The organism is Arthrobacter sp. UKPF54-2, assembly GCF_007858535.1.
In the GTDB taxonomy this organism is placed as follows: Bacteria; Actinomycetota; Actinomycetes; order Actinomycetales; family Micrococcaceae; genus Arthrobacter.
In genome coordinates, this window is record NZ_CP040174.1 from 1393276 (window position 1) to 1412116 (window position 18841).

Sequence of the window (18841 nt, forward strand, 5' to 3'; positions counted from 1 at the left end):
CGGCGGGGATGTCGCGGCCGTTGCGCAAATGGAGGAGAGGCTCCGGGGCGGGTTTGCGATTGGCGTCGGCTGGGTGTATTGTTTTCTAAGTCGCCACGAGGGAGACCAGCGGAAATGCTGGAGTACCGGAGGCGGCCAACCCCCCAAAATAATTCAAAACCAAGGTCTCCCGTCGCCTCAGGCGCCAGGAGAATTCTGGTGGGGCTGGTTCGTCTGCTGATGCAGGTCGCGGAAACGCTGATTTGCTTCGCAGGGTGGGACCGGGTAAGTTTGAAAAGTTGCTCCGGAGCGATCTGCGGCCCTGTTGAGGGGTTGTGGTGGTGCCGGGTGTGTCTGTTGTTTGAGAACTCAATAGTGTGCCAAGTTTGTTGATACCAATTTTTTGTATTGAATTGGTTGATTGTGCCGGATTGTCCACCCCGTGGATGGTCTGGTGTTTTTAGCTGGTTTCAAATTTTGTGCAGCCGGGTTTCCGCGTTTTCCCGTGGTTCCTGGTTGTGTCTGTTTTTCTTCAACGGAGAGTTTGATCCTGGCTCAGGATGAACGCTGGCGGCGTGCTTAACACATGCAAGTCGAACGATGATCCGGTGCTTGCATCGGGGATTAGTGGCGAACGGGTGAGTAACACGTGAGTAACCTGCCCTTAACTCTGGGATAAGCCTGGGAAACTGGGTCTAATACCGGATATGACTCCTCATCGCATGGTGGGGGGTGGAAAGCTTTATTGTGGTTTTGGATGGACTCGCGGCCTATCAGCTTGTTGGTGAGGTAATGGCTCACCAAGGCGACGACGGGTAGCCGGCCTGAGAGGGTGACCGGCCACACTGGGACTGAGACACGGCCCAGACTCCTACGGGAGGCAGCAGTGGGGAATATTGCACAATGGGCGCAAGCCTGATGCAGCGACGCCGCGTGAGGGATGACGGCCTTCGGGTTGTAAACCTCTTTCAGTAGGGAAGAAGCGAAAGTGACGGTACCTGCAGAAGAAGCGCCGGCTAACTACGTGCCAGCAGCCGCGGTAATACGTAGGGCGCAAGCGTTATCCGGAATTATTGGGCGTAAAGAGCTCGTAGGCGGTTTGTCGCGTCTGCCGTGAAAGTCCGGGGCTCAACTCCGGATCTGCGGTGGGTACGGGCAGACTAGAGTGATGTAGGGGAGACTGGAATTCCTGGTGTAGCGGTGAAATGCGCAGATATCAGGAGGAACACCGATGGCGAAGGCAGGTCTCTGGGCATTAACTGACGCTGAGGAGCGAAAGCATGGGGAGCGAACAGGATTAGATACCCTGGTAGTCCATGCCGTAAACGTTGGGCACTAGGTGTGGGGGACATTCCACGTTTTCCGCGCCGTAGCTAACGCATTAAGTGCCCCGCCTGGGGAGTACGGCCGCAAGGCTAAAACTCAAAGGAATTGACGGGGGCCCGCACAAGCGGCGGAGCATGCGGATTAATTCGATGCAACGCGAAGAACCTTACCAAGGCTTGACATGAACCGGTAATACCTGGAAACAGGTGCCCCGCTTGCGGTCGGTTCACAGGTGGTGCATGGTTGTCGTCAGCTCGTGTCGTGAGATGTTGGGTTAAGTCCCGCAACGAGCGCAACCCTCGTTCCATGTTGCCAGCGCGTAATGGCGGGGACTCATGGGAGACTGCCGGGGTCAACTCGGAGGAAGGTGGGGACGACGTCAAATCATCATGCCCCTTATGTCTTGGGCTTCACGCATGCTACAATGGCCGGTACAAAGGGTTGCGATACTGTGAGGTGGAGCTAATCCCAAAAAGCCGGTCTCAGTTCGGATTGGGGTCTGCAACTCGACCCCATGAAGTCGGAGTCGCTAGTAATCGCAGATCAGCAACGCTGCGGTGAATACGTTCCCGGGCCTTGTACACACCGCCCGTCAAGTCACGAAAGTTGGTAACACCCGAAGCCGGTGGCCTAACCCCTTGTGGGAGGGAGCTGTCGAAGGTGGGACTGGCGATTGGGACTAAGTCGTAACAAGGTAGCCGTACCGGAAGGTGCGGCTGGATCACCTCCTTTCTAAGGAGCACCTACAACAACCCCGCCCCGCGTTTCGTGGGTGTGGTGGTGTTGTCAGGAGTAACGCCCGTTGCGCAGACGCAAGTTCTGCGGCGGGTGCTCACGGGTGGAATATCAACAAATAGCGGCCGCTGCGTTTCCTCCGGCACCCAGTACGGAACCACCCTTGTGTGGGTCCTGGAACGGTGTGTGAGGGTTCGGGCGGTTTAGTGTTTGGCACACTGTTGGGTCCTGAGACAACAGGACCGGTTGCTACGGCCTTCGGGTGGTGGTGTCCGGGACTTGTGTTTCTGGTTTCCCGGCTGCGGCGTTTCATGCACTGTGTGGGTCCCTTGTGGGGTCCGGGTGTGTGGGGTGTGTGGTACGGGGTTGTTGTTTGAGAACTACATAGTGGACGCGAGCATCTTTTATAAGAAGCAATTTCCAAGAATATGAACCTGGATCTGGCTGCGCGTGATGGTGTCACTCTTTTGGGGTGGTGTTGTTGGGTGTGGTTGGTTTCGTGGTTCTCTCGAAATTACTCCTTGATCTTTTGTGGTCAAGTTTTTAAGAGCACACGGTGGATGCCTTGGCATTAGGAGCCGAAGAAGGACGTAGGAATCTGCGATAAGCCTGGGGGAGTCGATAACCGGACTGTGATCCCAGGGTGTCCGAATGGGGAAACCCCGCCAGACGCGCGAGTGATCTGGTGACCCGCATCTGAACACATAGGGTGCGTGGAGGGAACGCGGGGAAGTGAAACATCTCAGTACCCGCAGGAAGAGAAAACAATAGTGATTCCGTTAGTAGTGGCGAGCGAACGCGGATCAGGCTAAACCGTTCCATGTGTGATAGCCGGCGGGCGTTGCATGGTCGGGGTTGTGGGACTTTCCGTTCTGTCTCTGCCGGGACAGTGGGGTGAGAGCATGTGCATAGGTGAACGGTCTTGAAAGGCCGGCCAGAGAGGGTGTGAGCCCCGTAACCGAAATGTAGTGTGCCGCCTGGGAAGTATCCCAAGTAGCACGGGGCCCGAGAAATCCCGTGCGAATCTGTCAGGACCACCTGATAAGCCTAAATACTCCCTAATGACCGATAGCGGACCAGTACCGTGAGGGAAAGGTGAAAAGTACCCCGGGAGGGGAGTGAAACAGTACCTGAAACCGTGTGCTTACAATCCGTCGGAGCCTCCGCAGCTTGCTGTGTTGGGGTGACGGCGTGCCTTTTGAAGAATGAGCCTGCGAGTTAGTGTTACGTCGCGAGGTTAACCCGTGTGGGGAAGCCGTAGCGAAAGCGAGTCTGAACAGGGCGTTGCAGTGGCGTGATCTAGACCCGAAGCGAAGTGATCTACCCATGGCCAGGTTGAAGCGACGGTAAGACGTCGTGGAGGACCGAACCCACTTCAGTTGAAAATGGAGGGGATGAGCTGTGGGTAGGGGTGAAAGGCCAATCAAACTTCGTGATAGCTGGTTCTCCCCGAAATGCATTTAGGTGCAGCGTTGCGTGTTTCTTACCGGAGGTAGAGCTACTGGATGGCTAATGGGCCCTACAAGGTTACTGACGTCAGCCAAACTCCGAATGCCGGTAAGTGAGAGCGCAGCAGTGAGACTGTGGGGGATAAGCTTCATAGTCGAGAGGGAAACAGCCCAGACCACCAACTAAGGCCCCTAAGCGTGTGCTAAGTGGGAAAGGATGTGGAGTTGCGAAGACAACCAGGAGGTTGGCTTAGAAGCAGCCATCCTTAAAAGAGTGCGTAATAGCTCACTGGTCAAGTGATTCCGCGCCGACAATGTAGCGGGGCTCAAGTACACCGCCGAAGTTGTGGCATTCAGATAGTAGCTAAGCCCTTGTGGTTCAGGCGTCTGGATGGGTAGGGGAGCGTCGTGTGGGCAGTGAAGTCGCGGTGGAAACCAGCGGTGGAGCCTACACGAGTGAGAATGCAGGCATGAGTAGCGAAAGACGGGTGAGAAACCCGTCCGCCGAATGATCAAGGGTTCCAGGGTCAAGCTAATCTGCCCTGGGTAAGTCGGGACCTAAGGCGAGGCCGACAGGCGTAGTCGATGGACAACGGGTTGATATTCCCGTACCGGCGAAAAACCGCCCATGCTGAACAGGGGATACTAACCGCCCGAGACCTGCCCGACACCCCTTGTGGGTGAAGGGTTTTGGTGGAGCGCGGGACCGAAACCTGGGAGGCAAGCGTATTAACAGGTGTGACGCAGGAAGGTAGCCGAGCCGGGCGATGGTTGTCCCGGTCTAAGGATGTAGGGCGAACGGTAGGCAAATCCGCCGTTCATGATGCCTGAGACCCGACGGGACCCCCGTATGGGGGGATTCGGTGATCCTATGCTGCCTAGAAAAGCATCGACGCGAGGTTTTAGCCGCCCGTACCCCAAACCGACACAGGTGATCAGGTAGAGAATACTAAGGCGATCGAGAGAATTATGGTTAAGGAACTCGGCAAAATGCCCCCGTAACTTCGGGAGAAGGGGGGCCCCTATCGTGATGGACACTTGCTGTCCGGAGCGTGCAGGGGCCGCAGAGACCAGGGGGAAGCGACTGTTTACTAAAAACACAGGTCCGTGCGAAGTCGCAAGACGATGTATACGGACTGACTCCTGCCCGGTGCTGGAAGGTTAAGAGGACCGGTTAGCCGCAAGGCGAAGCTGAGAATTTAAGCCCCAGTAAACGGCGGTGGTAACTATAACCATCCTAAGGTAGCGAAATTCCTTGTCGGGTAAGTTCCGACCTGCACGAATGGAGTAACGACTTCCCCGCTGTCTCAACCATAAACTCGGCGAAATTGCAGTACGAGTAAAGATGCTCGTTACGCGCAGCAGGACGGAAAGACCCCGAGACCTTTACTATAGTTTGGTATTGGTGTTCGGAGTGGCTTGTGTAGGATAGGTGGGAGACGTTGAAGCCCGGACGCCAGTTCGGGTGGAGTCATCGTTGAAATACCACTCTGGTCACTTTGGACATCTAACTTCGGCCCGTAATCCGGGTCAGGGACAGTGCCTGATGGGTAGTTTAACTGGGGCGGTTGCCTCCTAAAAAGTAACGGAGGCGCCCAAAGGTTCCCTCAGCCTGGTTGGCAATCAGGTGTCGAGTGTAAGTGCACAAGGGAGCTTGACTGTGAGAGAGACATCTCGAGCAGGGACGAAAGTCGGGACTAGTGATCCGGCGGTACATTGTGGAATGGCCGTCGCTCAACGGATAAAAGGTACCTCGGGGATAACAGGCTGATCTTGCCCAAGAGTCCATATCGACGGCATGGTTTGGCACCTCGATGTCGGCTCGTCGCATCCTGGGGCTGGAGTAGGTCCCAAGGGTTGGGCTGTTCGCCCATTAAAGCGGTACGCGAGCTGGGTTTAGAACGTCGTGAGACAGTTCGGTCCCTATCCGCTGCGCGCGCAGGAAATTTGAGAAGGGCTGTCCTTAGTACGAGAGGACCGGGACGGACGAACCTCTGGTGTGTCAGTTGTACTGCCAAGTGCACCGCTGATTAGCTACGTTCGGATGGGATAACCGCTGAAAGCATCTAAGCGGGAAGCTCGCTTCGAGATGAGATTTCCATACACCTTGCGTGTGAGAGGCCCCCAGCCAGACCACTGGGTTGATAGGCCGGATGTGGAAGCGAGGACTAACGACTCGTGAAGCTGACCGGTACTAATAGGCCGATAACTTACACCACACACCCCTCCCGCGAACCAACATCAAAAGGGGTTCGCACCACGGGAAGGGTACAAAGAAACAAGACTGCTTGCGTCCACTATGTGGTTCCCAAACAACAAACCCGTCGCCAGACGAAACGTTGCACAGGAACCAAAACAACTGAATACAACACCACATGTTGTAACCACAGATTTCCCACCCCAGGCCCCCGGCCAGGGCGCGGACACAGGGTTACGGCGGTCATAGCGTGGGGGAAACGCCCGGTCCCATTCCGAACCCGGAAGCTAAGACCCACAGCGCCGATGGTACTGCACCCGGGAGGTGTGGGAGAGTAGGTCACCGCCGGAACATCATTGAGGTCGAGAGCCTCCAACCACCAGGTTGGAGGCTCTCCCCCTTTAACCCCAAAACCACCCACCGCCGTCGCGCGTAGAAGCCGCGGCGCCGCCGCCGCGAAGGGGCCGCTTCCGTTGCCGGCGCCCGGTGGGCGGTTGGCGCGTCCGCTGTTGGCTGAAAAGCGGCGTCCAAGGCCCTCGAAACCCGGAACTTTTCCCAAAAAAGGGCGAAAACACGCGGAATTTGCCACCTTGGCGGCGGCAAGCTGGTAAGTTTTCGAAGAGTGGCTTGCACGCATGCCGCGTGCAGGCTTCAGAAATTAGAACAGTCCAGGAGGACATAAATGGCTAAGAACCGTAGTGAACTTGTTGCAGAGGTAGCTGGCAAGGCCGGCACCAGCCAGGCAGCCGTCAACTCCGTGCTCGATGCACTGTTCGAGGTTTTCGAGACCTCTGTCGCCGCGGGCGAGAAGATCACCATCCCCGGCTGGCTTGCCGTCGAGCGCACCGACCGTGCAGCCCGCACCGGCCGCAACCCGCAGACCGGCGAGACCATCCAGATCGCCGCTGGCCACAGCGTCAAGCTGACCGCCGGCTCCAAGCTGAAGGCTGCAGTCGCCAAGAAGAAGTAGTCTTCTTCGAACGCTTGAAAGGAGCGGCAACCTACGGGTTGCCGCTCCTTTTGCGTTAACCCCCGCCGCCAGGATTCGGTGCGCGGGCGGCCGTAGCGGACAATGGAGTTGTGCCTTCCGCAGCAAAACCCCGAACTTCAGCAGCGCCTTCCCCGAGCGGGGGAGCGTCCGGCTCCGCTGCCGGAGCTACGGGGATTGGCCGGCCCTGGCAGCTCGCCGGCCTGGCCGCTGTCTTCGTGGGACTGGCGGCTGCGCTGCTGTTCTCCGGCGCTGCGGGTGCCCGCGCGGTCTCGGACCCCGGAGCGCTGGTCCGCTGGGGTCTCCCGGTCAGCAAAGCCGTCCACAACGTAGCCCTTGCCACGGTGATCGGCGGCCTGATCTTTGCCGTCGGGATCCTGCCCAGAAATCTCAATGGTGCTCGTTCCAGGGACAGCGACGCCCCGGAACATCCCGCGTTCACCCGCGTCCTGGCCGTCGCCGCCGCAGCCGGCGTCGCCTGGACCCTCTCCGCCGTCGCTGTACTGGTGCTGAGCTACTCCGACATCGCGGGCCAGGCGATCTCTGGGGACCCGGAATTCACCAGGTCCCTCGTCTACTTCATGACCGACATTGAGACCGGGCGGGCCTGGTTGGCGGTCGTCATCATCGCCGCGGTGGTCACCACCGCGCTGTTCGGCGTCCGCTCGCGCGGCGCCCTGGTGCTCACCCTGATTCTGTCGCTGGCGGGACTGGCCCCGGCGGCGCTGATCGGGCACTCCTCCAGCTCAAGCGACCATGAGGGCGCCATCAACTCCCTGGGCCTCCACCTGGTGGGTGTCTCGGCCTGGCTGGGCGGGATCATCGTGCTGACGCTCCTTTCCGGCATCCTGTCCGCTCCCGCCGGCAAGGCCGACATCACCGAGCCCACCCTCCGCCGTTTCTCCGCCGTGGCCGGATTCGCCTTCGCCTTGGTCTTCGCCTCCGGCGTGATCAACGCGAGCATCCGGGTGGGCAGCTGGGCCGACCTCACCGGGTCGACGTACGGGCAGCTTATCGTCGCGAAAGCGTCAGCCACGCTGGTCCTGGGCGGCGTCGGGTTCATGCACCGCCGCTGGGTTATCCCCCAGCTGGGCGCTAAGGGCGCCGGCCTGTCTGCCCGACGGGTGCTCTGGCAACTGGTGCTCGTGGAACTGCTGGTGATGGGCGCGACGTCGGGCATCGCCGTCGCGCTTGGCCGCTCCGCTCCGCCGCAGGGCGAGACGCCCGCCCAGAACGCCTCCCCGGCCTTCATCCTCTCCGGCTACGAGCTGCCGCCGGAGCTGACACCGCAGCGCTGGCTCACCGAGTGGCGGTTCGACTGGCTGTGGGTCGCCGTCGCCGTCGTTGGCCTGGTGACCTACGTGCTGGGCATCCGCAAGGTCCGCCAGCGCGGCGATTCCTGGTCCTGGTTCCGGACCGTCAACTGGGTGATCGGCCTGGCGGTCCTCACGTACGTGACATCCGGGCCGCCGTCGGTCTACGGCCGGGTGCTGTTCTCGGCGCACATGGTCGACCATATGGCGCTGACCATGGTGGCACCGATCTTCCTGGTCTTGGGCGCCCCCGTCACCTTGGCGCTGCGCGCGCTGACCCCGCGGCGGGATAGTTCCCGCGGGCCGCGGGAATGGCTGCTGGTCTTTGTGCACTCCAAGTTCTCACAGCTCGTCACGCATCCGCTGTTCGCAGCGGCCAACTTTGCCGGGTCGATTGTGCTGTTCTACTACTCGGACGCTTTCGGCTACGCCATGCGCGACCACGTGGGCCACGAGCTGATGAACCTGCACTTCGCGCTGACCGGCTATATCTTTGTGCTGACCATGATCGGCACGGACCCCCTGCCCCGGCGGGCGCCGTACCCGATGCGGCTGCTGCTGTTGCTGGCCACCATGGGCTTCCACGCATTCTTTGGCGTCGCGATCATGGGAGGCACCGGCCTGCTGGCCGCCGACTACTTCGGAAACCTGGGCCGCACCTGGGGTCCCTCGGCCCTGCTGGACCAGCAGATGGGCGGCGCGGTGGCGTGGGGGATCGGCGAAGTGCCCACCCTGCTCGTGGCGATCGGCGTCGCCGTGATGTGGTCCCGCTCCGACGCGCGGGAGTCCAAGCGCACCGACCGCGCCGCGGACAGGAATAACGACGCCGATCTCACCGCTTACAACGATATGTTTGCCAAGCTCGCCGAGCGCGATGCGAAGCTGGCCGAACGCAATTCAAAGCTGGAAGGACGCTGATGAGCGAAACCGTACGCACCCACCTCCGGGTCCGGGCCTCCGAACTCGTAGGCCGCGGCTGGCTGAACACCGGCGGCAAATCCCTGGACCTCGAATCCCTGCGCGGCAAAATTGTGCTGCTCGACTTCTGGACCTTTTGCTGCATCAACTGCCTGCACGTCCTGGACGAACTCCGCCCGCTCGAGCAGAAATACTCCGACGTCCTGGTGACCGTCGGCGTGCACTCGCCCAAGTTCGAGCACGAAGCGGACCCGGTGGCGCTGGCCGCCGCCGTCGAACGCTACGAGATCCACCACCCGGTCCTGGATGACCCGGAGCTGGAGACCTGGAAGGCCTACACCGCCCGCGCCTGGCCCACCCTGGTGGTCATCGACCCCGAGGGCTACATCGTGGCGCACCTCTCCGGCGAGGGCCACGCGGACGGCCTGGCTGTGCTGATCCCCGAGCTGATCGCAGAACACGAGGCCAAGGGCACGCTGCACCGCGGCGACGGCCCCTACGTGGCGCCGGAACCGACGTCGGGCACACTCCGGTTCCCGGGCAAGGCGCTGTACCTGCCGGCCGGCCGTGGCAGTTCCGCCGCAGCGGCCGACGCCGGGCAGGAGAAACCGGCCGGAACCTGGCTGGTCACCGACACCGGCCACCACCGGCTGGTTGAACTGGGCACCGACTTCGAGACGGTGCTGGGCACCTACGGATCGGGCGAGAAGGGCCACGCCGACGGCGGCGCCGCCGACGCCCGCTTCAACGAGCCGCAGGGCCTGGTGCTGTTGCCGGAGGACGTGGCCGCGAAGGCCGGCTACGACGTCGTGGTTGCCGACTCGGTCAACCACCGGCTCCGCGGGCTCTCCCTCGCGGACGGCACCACCACCACTCTTGCCGGCAACGGGGTCCAGCGGCTCCTTGAGACCGGCCCGGCCCGAGTGGACGAGGAGGGCGCCGCATACGGTGCCCGGCTCGAGGCCGATCCGCTGCAGGTCTCGCTGAGCTCACCCTGGGATGTCGTGTGGTCCAGCAAGCTCAACGCCGTCGTGGTGGCCATGGCCGGGGTGCACCAGATCTTCAGCTTCGACCCGGTCACGGGCGCGGTGTCCATCATCGCCGGCAACGGCCTGGAGGGCCTGCTCGACGGCCCGGCCGCCGAAGCCTGGTTCGCCCAGTCGTCCGGCCTGGCCGAGGACGCGGAGGGCAACATCTGGGTTGCCGACTCCGAGACCTCCGCGCTGCGCAAGCTCGTCATCGCCGACGGCGGTGCCATCACGGTGGAGTCCGCCGTGGGCAAGGGTTTGTTCGACTTTGGCTTCCGGGACGGCCCTGCCGCCGACGCACGGCTCCAGCACCCGCTGGGCGTGACGGTGCTGCCGGACGGCTCCGTCGCGATCGCCGACACGTACAACGGTGCCGTGCGCCGCTACGACCCCGCCACGGGCACGGTCTCCACGCTTGCGCGCGGGCTGTCCGAACCCTCGGACGTCATTGTGGACCACACGCACGTGGCCGGCGCCGAACCGCTGCTGGTGGTGGTCGAGGCGAACAAGCACCAGCTCGTCTACGTTCCGATCCCCAAGGAGGCGCAGCAGGTGGACGAGGGGGCCGTGCAGACGCACCGTCCGAAGAGCCCGGTGGCGCCCGGGCTGCTGTCCCTGGCGGTACGCTTCACCGCCCCGACCGGGCAGAAGCTCGATGACCGCTGGGGCGACCCGACGCAGCTGAAGATCTCATCCACGCCGCCGGAACTGCTGGTGGCCGGGGGCGGGACCTCGGTGGGCCTGCTCCGCACCCTGGAGCTCTCCTCCGACGTCCCCGAGGGCGTGCTGCACATTACCGCCCGCGCCGCGGCCTGCGACGGCCCGGAAACCGAGGACGGCGAAATCCCGGACCACGCGGCCTGCCACCTGTACCAGCAGGACTGGGGCATCCCGGTGGTGCTGCAGGCCGACGGGGACACCGAGCTGGTCCTGGACCTGCGCGGCATGGACTGAAGCTGAGCGGACGCTGACTTAGGGCTGCCGTCCGTGGCTTAAGTGTCACGGACGGCAGCCTTTTGTGTGCCGCGGGGCACTCCCGCCGTGGTTTCTCGCGGGTCTTCGGCCTTGGCGAGGGCAAAAGGCTGCGGGGAATGACGCCGGGATGTCCACATAGGGCGTCCGGGGCGCGCCTCTCAGTCCCGGCAGCCGGGAACCTTGCCTGATGGGGACTGTGGGCAATCAACGCCGTCGGTCCCGGCCATGTACACCATCGCCGCGGCGAGACGGTCGCTGGGGAGACTCACCACGGGGGCCTGCTCTTTGAACCACACCCGCATCGGCCAGTGGCGGCCCTGGTCGATGTAAGGCCCGTCAGGTACTTGACTGGGTGGACCGCGGGGCCGAGTCCCTGCTGGAAACTCTGGCCCGGACTTACTTCCGGCAGGCCGGGATCACGGTGGAGCCGCAGGTCTACATTGACGGGGTCGGATACGTGGACCTTCTCGTGGAGGGCAGACTCATCGTGGAACTGGACGGCCGCCACCATGGCAGCTGGGCCCAGATCAAGAAGGATCAACGCCGCAACAACGTGTCTGTTGTTCGCGGCTATGCAGTGCTCCGCTACCACTACGACGACGTGGTACACCGCCCCGCGCAGATGGTGGCCGAAGTCCTGGCCGTGCTGGCCCGGCGGCCGTCCGCATGAGGTGTCACGCCGTGCATGTTATTTTGCGTCCGATACTTGGGAATCCCCGCAGTACCGCGGACGGTCGACCATGGCTGACGCAAAAGACTGTGTGGCGTGACGGTCAGTGGCTAAAAACAGCCCCGGCGGCCGGACGCCTAGTTGCTCAGCTGCGGCGTGAGCTTCACCGTGTCGCCGTCGATGTCCAGGCGGGTGGTGAAGCTAAAGTCGTGGACCGCGTTGAGCTCGGTGACGGCGCCGGTGAAGAGGTCCGTCTGCCGCGCCTTGATCCGGGCCTTGCCGTCCAGCGGAGCTACTACCCAGCGGCCGCCGAAGGGCTCGATCTTGACGACGGGATAGTCGGTGATGCTCCAGTCGATGGTCCCGTCCGCCACGCGGTTGTTGGTGGTGTGGTAGAACGGGCAGTCCGGCTGCAGCTGCTGTTTCTTGTCCGCCTGGTCGGCGCAGTCGTCGAGGAACTGCTTGACCTTGGCGCTGACCGCGTCCTTGAGGCCGTCGGTGGCTTGGGTGAGCAGGTTCAACGGGGCCGGGGGAGTGTCCCGTCCGGAGAGGGTTGCCCGGGTCGCCGGGGCGGCGAAGAACTGCCCGTTCAGGGTCGCCTCGTACTCGCCCGGGTAGAACACGGCGAAGGTGTTGCGGCCGTTGGGCATGTTCACGGGAACCCCGTTGAGCGTGGCCTGGTTCGAGTTGACGACGGTGACGCTCAGGGTCGGCAGTTCGGCCGGGACAAAGGACCAGTCGTGGAAGAACAGCCACTGGGTGCCGGAGCGTTGGAGCAGGAACTCGGTGTGGAGCTGGGCGCCGTTGATGGTGTAGTCGATCGGGACCATAACCTGGTCCCCGCCGCGGTCCTCCGCGTCGCCGAATTTGACCCCGGAGATCCGCGCGGCGGCGGTCTTCAGCGCCTCGCCGTCGAGCATGGCGGGGTTGCTTTGCGGCACGGTGGCGTGCAGCAGGCCCAGCGCTTTCCCGCCTTCACCCTTTTGCAGGGCGTCCAGATACTCGCGGACCGGCTGCTGTGGGCTGGCAAGGGAGTTGTTCACCAGGTTGATGGCGACGACGGCGCCGGCCACGGCGAGCATCAGGCCCATCAGCCACCCGGCTGCAGTCCTGACCAACGCCTGACTCATCTGCACGTCTCTTACGTTACCTGCACGCCCACTGAATACATGTGTCACAGGGGTCACGTGTGACGCGCACCATCACCGCCGGACGCGTCCGGCGGTGACAGCGCGCCTAGCGGCGTCGGCGCCGGGATGCGGTTCCGAAGACGCCGCGCAGCAGTTCCCGGCCGATCTGGGTGCCCAGCGAGCGAGCCATGCTTTTGAGGCCGCCGCCGAGGGCCCCGCCCAGGGCGCCGGCGAGATCTCCGGCCATTCCTCCGCCGGAGTCCTGCGGCTGGGACCGCCGCTGCGGTGCGCGTTCCGGTTCGGGCGCCGGGGCGGGACGGCTGCTGGGGCGGCCGAGGATTTCTTCCTCGATCCGGCGGGCATCCGCGTCGACGGCGTTGGGGTCCAGTCCGGCCCCGGCGCCCGTGGGCGGCTGCGCCGCGGAGCCGCCGGCGGCGGGGCCGGTGGACGACGCCGCCCGGCCGGTCAGCTTCTCGTAGGCGGAGACGTTGTCCACGGCCGTGCCGTACTTGGCGAGCAGGGCGGATCCGGCCACGGTGCTGGCGATAAGCGCGTCCTCACTCGGGCCCATCACGGACTCCGGCGCACGCAGCCGGGTGAGGGCCACAGGGGTGGGTGCGCCCTTCTCGTTCATCACGGTGATGACGGCCTCGCCGATTCCGGCCGAGGTGAGGGTCTCCTCGAGGTCGTAGTCACTCATCGGGAAGGTGGACACCGTCGCCTTGAGCGCCTTGGCGTCCTCCGGGGTGAACGCGCGCAGGGCGTGCTGGACCCGGTTGGCCAGCTGGCCCAGGACCTCCGCCGGCACATCCTTCGGTGTCTGCGTCACGAAGAAGATGCCTACACCCTTGGAGCGGATCAGCCGGACCGTGGTGGTAATCGCGTCCAGGAAGGCTTTGGAGGCGCCGTTGAACAGCAGGTGCGCCTCGTCCAGGAAGAAGACGAGTTTGGGCTTGTCCAGGTCGCCCGCCTCGGGCAGGTCCTCGAACAGGTCGGCCAGCAGCCACATCAGGAAGGTCGAGAACAGCATCGGCTTGGTCTGCAGCGTCGGCAGTTCCAGGCAGGTGACGACGCCGCGGCCGTCCGGGGCGGTCCGCAGCAGTTCGGCGGTGTCGAACTCCGGCTCGCCGAAGAACTTCTCCATCCCCTGCGCCTCGAGGGTGATCAGTTCGCGGAGGATAACGCCAGCGGTGGACTTGGAGAGGCCGCCCAGGTTCTCGAGTTCGTCCTTGCCCTCGTCCGAGGTCAGGAACTGGATAACCGCCCGCAGGTCCTTCAAATCGATCAGCTCGAGGTTGTTTTTGTCCGCGAAGTGGAAGACCAGTTGCAGGCTGGACTCCTGGGTCTCGTTGAGCTCCATCACGCGGGAGAGCAGGATGGGGCCGAACGAGGTGATGGTGGACCGGACCGGGATGCCGGCGCCGTCGCCGCCGAGGGCCAGGAACTCCACCGGGAACGTCTTGCCGGACCAGGCCTGGCCGATGCTGTCCGTGCGGGCCTTCAGCTTCTCCGAACCGGAAGCGGCCGTGGCGAGGCCGGAGAGGTCGCCCTTGATGTCAGCGAGGAACACCGGGACGCCGGCGGTGGAGAGTTGTTCCGCCATCATGTGCAGGGTCACGGTCTTGCCGGTGCCGGTCGCGCCGGCCACCAGCCCGTGCCGGTTCATCATCGACAGTGGCAGCCTGACGGGGGCCTCTTTGTGGAGTTCGCCGTCGACGATCGCGGCTCCCAGCTCGATCGTGGGCCCCTCCAGGGTGTAACCCTTCTGGATGGTGGCGACTTTGTCTGCAGTGGATTTGATGGCCATGCCGTTAGCTTAGCCGGGTCCGGCGGCGCGGACCCGGCATCGGCTTGGCTTTGTTGCGGCGGCTTTGTTGCGACGGAGCGGGGGCTCTAGTCGGCGAGGGCCTTGAGGACCTCCTGCGCCACGTCCTCGCTGGACTGCGGGTTCTGCCCGGTGATGAGGTTGCCGTCGATGACCACGTTGGAGCTCCAGGCCGCACCGTTGTCGATGACGGAACCCTTCTCCTTCAGCACGTCTTCGACGAACCAGGGCGTGTTCTCCCCGGTGCCCCCGCCGAGCTCCTCTTCGTTGGTGAAGACGGTGAGGCGGCGCCCTGAGAAGGCGAAGTTTCCGGCGTCGTCGACGGCTTTCAGCAGCCCTGCCGGGCCGTGGCAGAACGGCGCGATGACCTTGCCGGCCGTGTTCGCCTCGATCAGCAGCCGGCCGAGGTCCGCGTCCTCGAACAGGTCGGCCATGGGCCCGTGGCCGCCGGGCATCACGATCGCGTCGTAGCCGGCAAGGTCGACGTCGGCGAGCACCAGCGGGGCGGAGAGTTCGGCGTCGATGTCGGCCAGGTACGCGCGGAAAGCGTCGGCCCGGTCCTGGCCGCCCGCCGATTCCGCGGCGAGGCTGACCTCGTCCACAGTGGGCTTGGCGCCGCCGGGGGTCGCGATGTGGACGGTGTGCCCGGCGCCGCGCAGGGTCTGGTGCGAGACGACGAGTTCCTCGGCCCAGTAGCCGGTGGGGTGCTTGGTGCCGTCGCGCATGGTGAGGGAATCTGCTGCGGATACGACCATAAGGATGTTAGCCATGTTGTGCTCCTGTTCCGCCGGCGTGGAAGCCGGCCGCGGGGGTGGGATAGGGGATGGGCCTAGCGTGCGGCGTCGAGCTCCGCGAAGGTGGCGTCATCGAGGACGACGCCGGCGGCGGCAAGGTTCTCCTCGAGGTGCGTGACGGACCCGGTGCCAGGGATCGGCATCATGACGGGGGAGCGGCGCAACAGCCACGCGAGGGCAACCTGGGAGGTGGTGGCGCCCAGCCGGGTGGCCGCGTTGTCCAGCGGGCCGCCGGGCCGGGCGAGTTCGCCGGCCGAGATGGGGGCCCACGGGATAAAGCCGATGCCGTTCTCCTCGGCGTAGCCCAGGACATCCTCGGAGCTGCGGTCGATGAGGTTGTAGCGGTTCTGCACGGTGGAGACGGTGAAGTAGCGCGCGGCCAGCTCAAGCTCGGCCACGCTGACCTGGGACAACCCCAGCGCCTTGACCTTGCCTTCCTTCTGGAGGTCGCGAAGCACGCTGAACTGCTCCTCCGGGTCCACCTTGGGATCAATCCGGTGCAGCTGAAGCAGGTCCAGCGCATCGACCTTGAGCTTGCGCAGGCTCAGCTCGGTCTGCTGGCGCAGGTATTCGGGGCGGCCCAACGGCACCCATTCGTTCGGGCCGGTGCGGGTGAAACCGACCTTGGTGGCGATTTTCAGGCCGTCCCGGTAGGGGTGCAGCGCCTCGGCGAGGATCTCCTCGCTGATGTTGGGGCCGTAGGAATCGGCGGTGTCGATGAAGTCGACGCCGAGCTCGACGGCGCGGCGGACGACGGCGACGGCCGCGTCCCGGTCGGCAGGTTCGCCCCAGACGCCGTCGCCGACGATGCGCATGGCGCCAAAGCCCAGGCGGTGCACGGTTCCTAGGTCCTTAAGCTCAATCGTTGCCAATGGTTCCGGATGCTGTGAGGTGTCGTGGCTCATAAGGGCGGCAACAAGCTAAGGGTGCTGAGTATTCCTCGCCGTCGGCCCTGCCGGTGTTTCCCGCCCGCAGAAATAAGCCGGGCGGCGGCGTCGTTGGCATCAGTGTGCGTCCGCCGGCATCCCGGCGTGGCCGCCCCCTGATCTTGATCATGCTCCGCAACGAAAGGCCGGCTTTTCCGTGACTGTTCCGCTTTCCATCCTTGACCTGGCAATCATCGGCAAGGGCCAGAGCGCGGCGGACAGCTTCGCCGGCAGCGTGGCCATGGCGCAGCGCGCCGAGGAACTGGGCTACCGCCGCATCTGGTACGCCGAGCACCACAACATGTCCTCCATCGCTTCCTCCGCGACCAGCGTGCTGATCGCCCACATTGCCGCGCAGACCAAGAGCATCCGGCTCGGGGCGGGCGGGGTGATGCTGCCCAATCACTCGCCGCTGACCATCGCCGAGCAGTTCGGCACGCTCGAGACCCTGCACCCGGGACGGATCGACCTGGGCCTGGGCCGCGCCCCCGGCAGCGACCAGAACACCATGCGGGCACTCCGCCGGGACCCGATGAGCGCGGACAGCTTCCCGCAGGATGTCCTGGAGCTGCAGGGCTACCTGAGCGGACCCACCCGCATCCCCGGCGTCGAGGCCACGCCGGGCAAGGGCACCAACGTGCCGCTGTACATCCTGGGGTCCTCCCTGTTCGGGGCGAAGCTGGCCGCGCAGCTCGGGCTGCCCTATGCCTTCGCCTCGCACTTTGCCCCGAACGCGCTGCAGGACGCAGTGGCCTTGTACCGCCGCGAGTTCCGACCTTCCGCGCAGCTGGACGCCCCGCACGTGATCGCCGGCGTCAACGTGATTGCCGCGGACTCCGCCGCGGATGCGCAGGAGATGTTCCGGGCCACCAAGCGGGCCCGGGTGTCGCTGTTCTTTGGCAACGGCCGCGTTTTCAGCGATGACGAGGCGGACATGATCCTGGATTCGCCGCAGGGCCAGCACATGGCGCAGATGATGAAGTACTCCGCGGTGGGCACCCCGGGCGCCGTGGTCGACTACCTCGAGGAGTTCACGGCGCACGCCGACGCCGACGAACTGATCGTCGCGCACCAGAGCGCCCGGGTGGAGGACAGGCTCCGGTCCGTGGAACTCCTCGCGGAGGCCGCCGGAATCGTTGACTTGGCAGCAGGGCGCCCCTAGCGTTAAGCCTGCCGCGGGCTGCACTCCGGCCACCGGCCACAATGCCGCTTTGCGGTCCGGATTCATCTTCAGAAGTCCAGGTGTCACTATGAAGATCAAGTCCATAGCTGCACCCCTGCTGGTGGTCCTCGTGCTGCTGGGAGGTTCCCTTGCGGGAAGCTGGGCGCCGGCCGCCGCCGCAGGCACCACCTACTTCCTCAGCGTTGACGGCAACGACGACAGCGACGGCACTTCCCCCGGCTCGGCCTGGCAGTCCCTGCTGAAGCTCAACACCACGGTGCTGCAGGCTGGTGACTCCGTGAGTTTCCGGCGGGGCGACACCTGGACAGGCAGCATCGTGGTCAACCAGAGCGGCACGGCCGACGCCGCCATCACCCTGACCGGCTACGGCGCCGGCAGCACGCCGACCATCACCGGCGGCGAATCCAGCGGGCAGGGCGCGAACTGCGTCACGATCAACGGGAACTTCATCACCGTGGACGGCCTGCGCGCCGATTCCTGCGGGTACGCAGGGTTCAGCGTCTCCGGCGACCACAACACCCTTAAGAACTCCACGGCGACCCACAACGCCGCCGGCATCAAGGTGGGCCAGGGCTCGGATTTCGGCCACTATGTGAACAACAACCTCGCCAACAATGACGTGATGAACGTCAACACGCCCGGGATCAACTGCGGTACCCCGCAGTCCGTGAGCTGCAACGACGATTCGGGCGCCTTCGGCGTGCTGATCAACGGGAGCGACAACGAGTTCACCGGCAACACCGTCACCGGATCCACCGCGAAGTCCTACGATTTTTCCCACGACGGTAGCGCCTTCGAAATCTTCAACGGGAACCGGAACAGCATTCACCACAACGTGGCCGTGGACAACAACGTGTTCTCGGAGATCGGCCGCTCACCCGGGGCCACCGCAGACGGCAACACCTACCGCTACAACCTGATCCGCTCCAGCTGCGGCGAAAACTGCTCCCAGGCCACCGGCCTGATCGCCCGGGGACCGAAGTCATCCTTCGGTCCAACGGACGGCACCGTCTTTGAATTCAACACCGTATGGCTGGATGGCCCCGAGTCCCAGGCCGTGGTGTGCCACGCGGCGTGCCCCGCCTCCACGGTCATCCGGGGCAACATCCTCGTCGCCGTGCGGAATTCGCTCTGGATCGACGGCACGGGCTGGACCGAACAGGAGAACGTCCTCAACGGGCCCAGCTCGGTGGAACCCGGCGGCACCTCAACACGGGAGGCGGCAGACTTCGTGGACGCCCCCACCGACCTCCACCCGACCAGCCTGAGTCCCGCGATTGACCGCGCAGGCACCAGTCCCTTCACCGTAGACCTCGACGGGCAGCCCGTCGCCCAGAACGGCGACTGCCAGGGTGACGCGGGGGCCGACGCCGGAGCCTACGAGTACCAGGCTCCGGCCTGCTAGC

At 64.1% G+C, this 18841-nt stretch carries 10 protein-coding genes and 3 rRNA genes; 9 read left to right on the plus strand and 4 right to left on the minus strand.

The window, feature by feature from the left end; genetic code table 11:
- The first annotated feature begins 511 nt into the window (after positions 1-511).
- From E7Y32_RS06325 to E7Y32_RS06355, 7 genes are all read left to right on the plus strand, one after another.
- Positions 512-2037, plus strand: a 16S ribosomal RNA gene (locus E7Y32_RS06325).
- A 536-nt stretch (positions 2038-2573) separates the two neighbouring features.
- Positions 2574-5707 (plus strand): 23S ribosomal RNA (locus E7Y32_RS06330).
- A 213-nt stretch (positions 5708-5920) separates the two neighbouring features.
- Positions 5921-6036, plus strand: a 5S ribosomal RNA gene (gene rrf / locus E7Y32_RS06335).
- Together the 16S, 23S and 5S rRNA genes form the textbook arrangement of a ribosomal RNA operon.
- Before the next feature lie 331 nt (positions 6037-6367).
- Complete coding sequence (locus tag E7Y32_RS06340) at positions 6368-6655, plus strand: HU family DNA-binding protein (protein WP_011776355.1); 288 nt, start codon at positions 6368-6370, stop codon at positions 6653-6655.
- A gap of 110 nt (positions 6656-6765) precedes the next feature.
- Positions 6766-8904 carry a cytochrome c oxidase assembly protein gene (locus tag E7Y32_RS06345; RefSeq protein ID WP_146336377.1) on the plus strand — a complete coding sequence of 713 codons (2139 nt, stop codon included), beginning with the start codon at positions 6766-6768 and terminating at the stop codon, positions 8902-8904.
- On the plus strand, positions 8904-10886 hold the full coding sequence (locus E7Y32_RS06350; protein WP_146336378.1) for an NHL domain-containing thioredoxin family protein: 1983 nt from the start codon (positions 8904-8906) through the stop codon (positions 10884-10886). Before E7Y32_RS06345 ends, E7Y32_RS06350 begins: the two co-directional genes overlap by 1 nt.
- Before the next feature lie 373 nt (positions 10887-11259).
- A complete protein-coding gene (locus E7Y32_RS06355; RefSeq protein ID WP_261382558.1) occupies positions 11260-11577 on the plus strand; it encodes an endonuclease domain-containing protein in 318 nt (105 codons plus the stop codon).
- 137 nt (positions 11578-11714) lie between these two features.
- Here the strand turns inward: E7Y32_RS06355 and E7Y32_RS06360 are convergent, their stop codons facing one another.
- From E7Y32_RS06360 to E7Y32_RS06375, 4 genes are all read right to left on the minus strand, one after another.
- Positions 11715-12707: a hypothetical protein gene (locus E7Y32_RS06360; RefSeq protein WP_146336379.1), complete on the minus strand. Its 993-nt coding sequence runs from the start codon at positions 12705-12707 to the stop codon at positions 11715-11717.
- A 106-nt stretch (positions 12708-12813) separates the two neighbouring features.
- Positions 12814-14514, minus strand: coding sequence for a helicase HerA-like domain-containing protein (locus E7Y32_RS06365; protein WP_146336380.1), 1701 nt, complete (start codon positions 14512-14514; stop codon positions 12814-12816).
- 86 nt (positions 14515-14600) lie between these two features.
- Positions 14601-15302, minus strand: a complete 702-nt coding sequence (locus E7Y32_RS06370) for a type 1 glutamine amidotransferase domain-containing protein (protein ID WP_146336381.1) — start codon at positions 15300-15302, stop codon at positions 14601-14603.
- Positions 15303-15361: 59 nt separating this feature from the next.
- Entirely contained in the window at positions 15362-16231 is an 870-nt protein-coding gene (locus E7Y32_RS06375) for an aldo/keto reductase (protein WP_146336382.1), read from the minus strand.
- A gap of 178 nt (positions 16232-16409) precedes the next feature.
- Here E7Y32_RS06375 and E7Y32_RS06380 point away from each other — a divergent pair, with 178 nt between their 5' ends.
- Positions 16410-17414 (plus strand): LLM class flavin-dependent oxidoreductase, encoded by a 1005-nt coding sequence (locus tag E7Y32_RS06380; protein WP_146336383.1) that lies wholly within the window; start codon positions 16410-16412, stop codon positions 17412-17414.
- An 88-nt stretch (positions 17415-17502) separates the two neighbouring features.
- On the plus strand, positions 17503-18840 hold the full coding sequence (locus E7Y32_RS06385) for a hypothetical protein (protein ID WP_146336384.1): 1338 nt from the start codon (positions 17503-17505) through the stop codon (positions 18838-18840).
- The last annotated feature ends 1 nt before the right edge of the window (position 18841 follow it).

Coding starts and splice junctions, on each gene's coding strand:
- E7Y32_RS06340 (WP_011776355.1), top strand. CDS start 6,368: ATGGCTAAGAACCGTAGTGAACTTGTTGCAGAGGTAGCTGGCAAGGCC.
- E7Y32_RS06350 (WP_146336378.1), top strand. CDS start 8,904: ATGAGCGAAACCGTACGCACCCACCTCCGGGTCCGGGCCTCCGAACTC.
- E7Y32_RS06360 (WP_146336379.1), bottom strand. CDS start 12,707: ATGAGTCAGGCGTTGGTCAGGACTGCAGCCGGGTGGCTGATGGGCCTG.
- E7Y32_RS06365 (WP_146336380.1), bottom strand. CDS start 14,514: ATGGCCATCAAATCCACTGCAGACAAAGTCGCCACCATCCAGAAGGGT.
- E7Y32_RS06370 (WP_146336381.1), bottom strand. CDS start 15,302: ATGGCTAACATCCTTATGGTCGTATCCGCAGCAGATTCCCTCACCATG.
- E7Y32_RS06375 (WP_146336382.1), bottom strand. CDS start 16,231: ATGAGCCACGACACCTCACAGCATCCGGAACCATTGGCAACGATTGAG.
- E7Y32_RS06385 (WP_146336384.1), top strand. CDS start 17,503: ATGAAGATCAAGTCCATAGCTGCACCCCTGCTGGTGGTCCTCGTGCTG.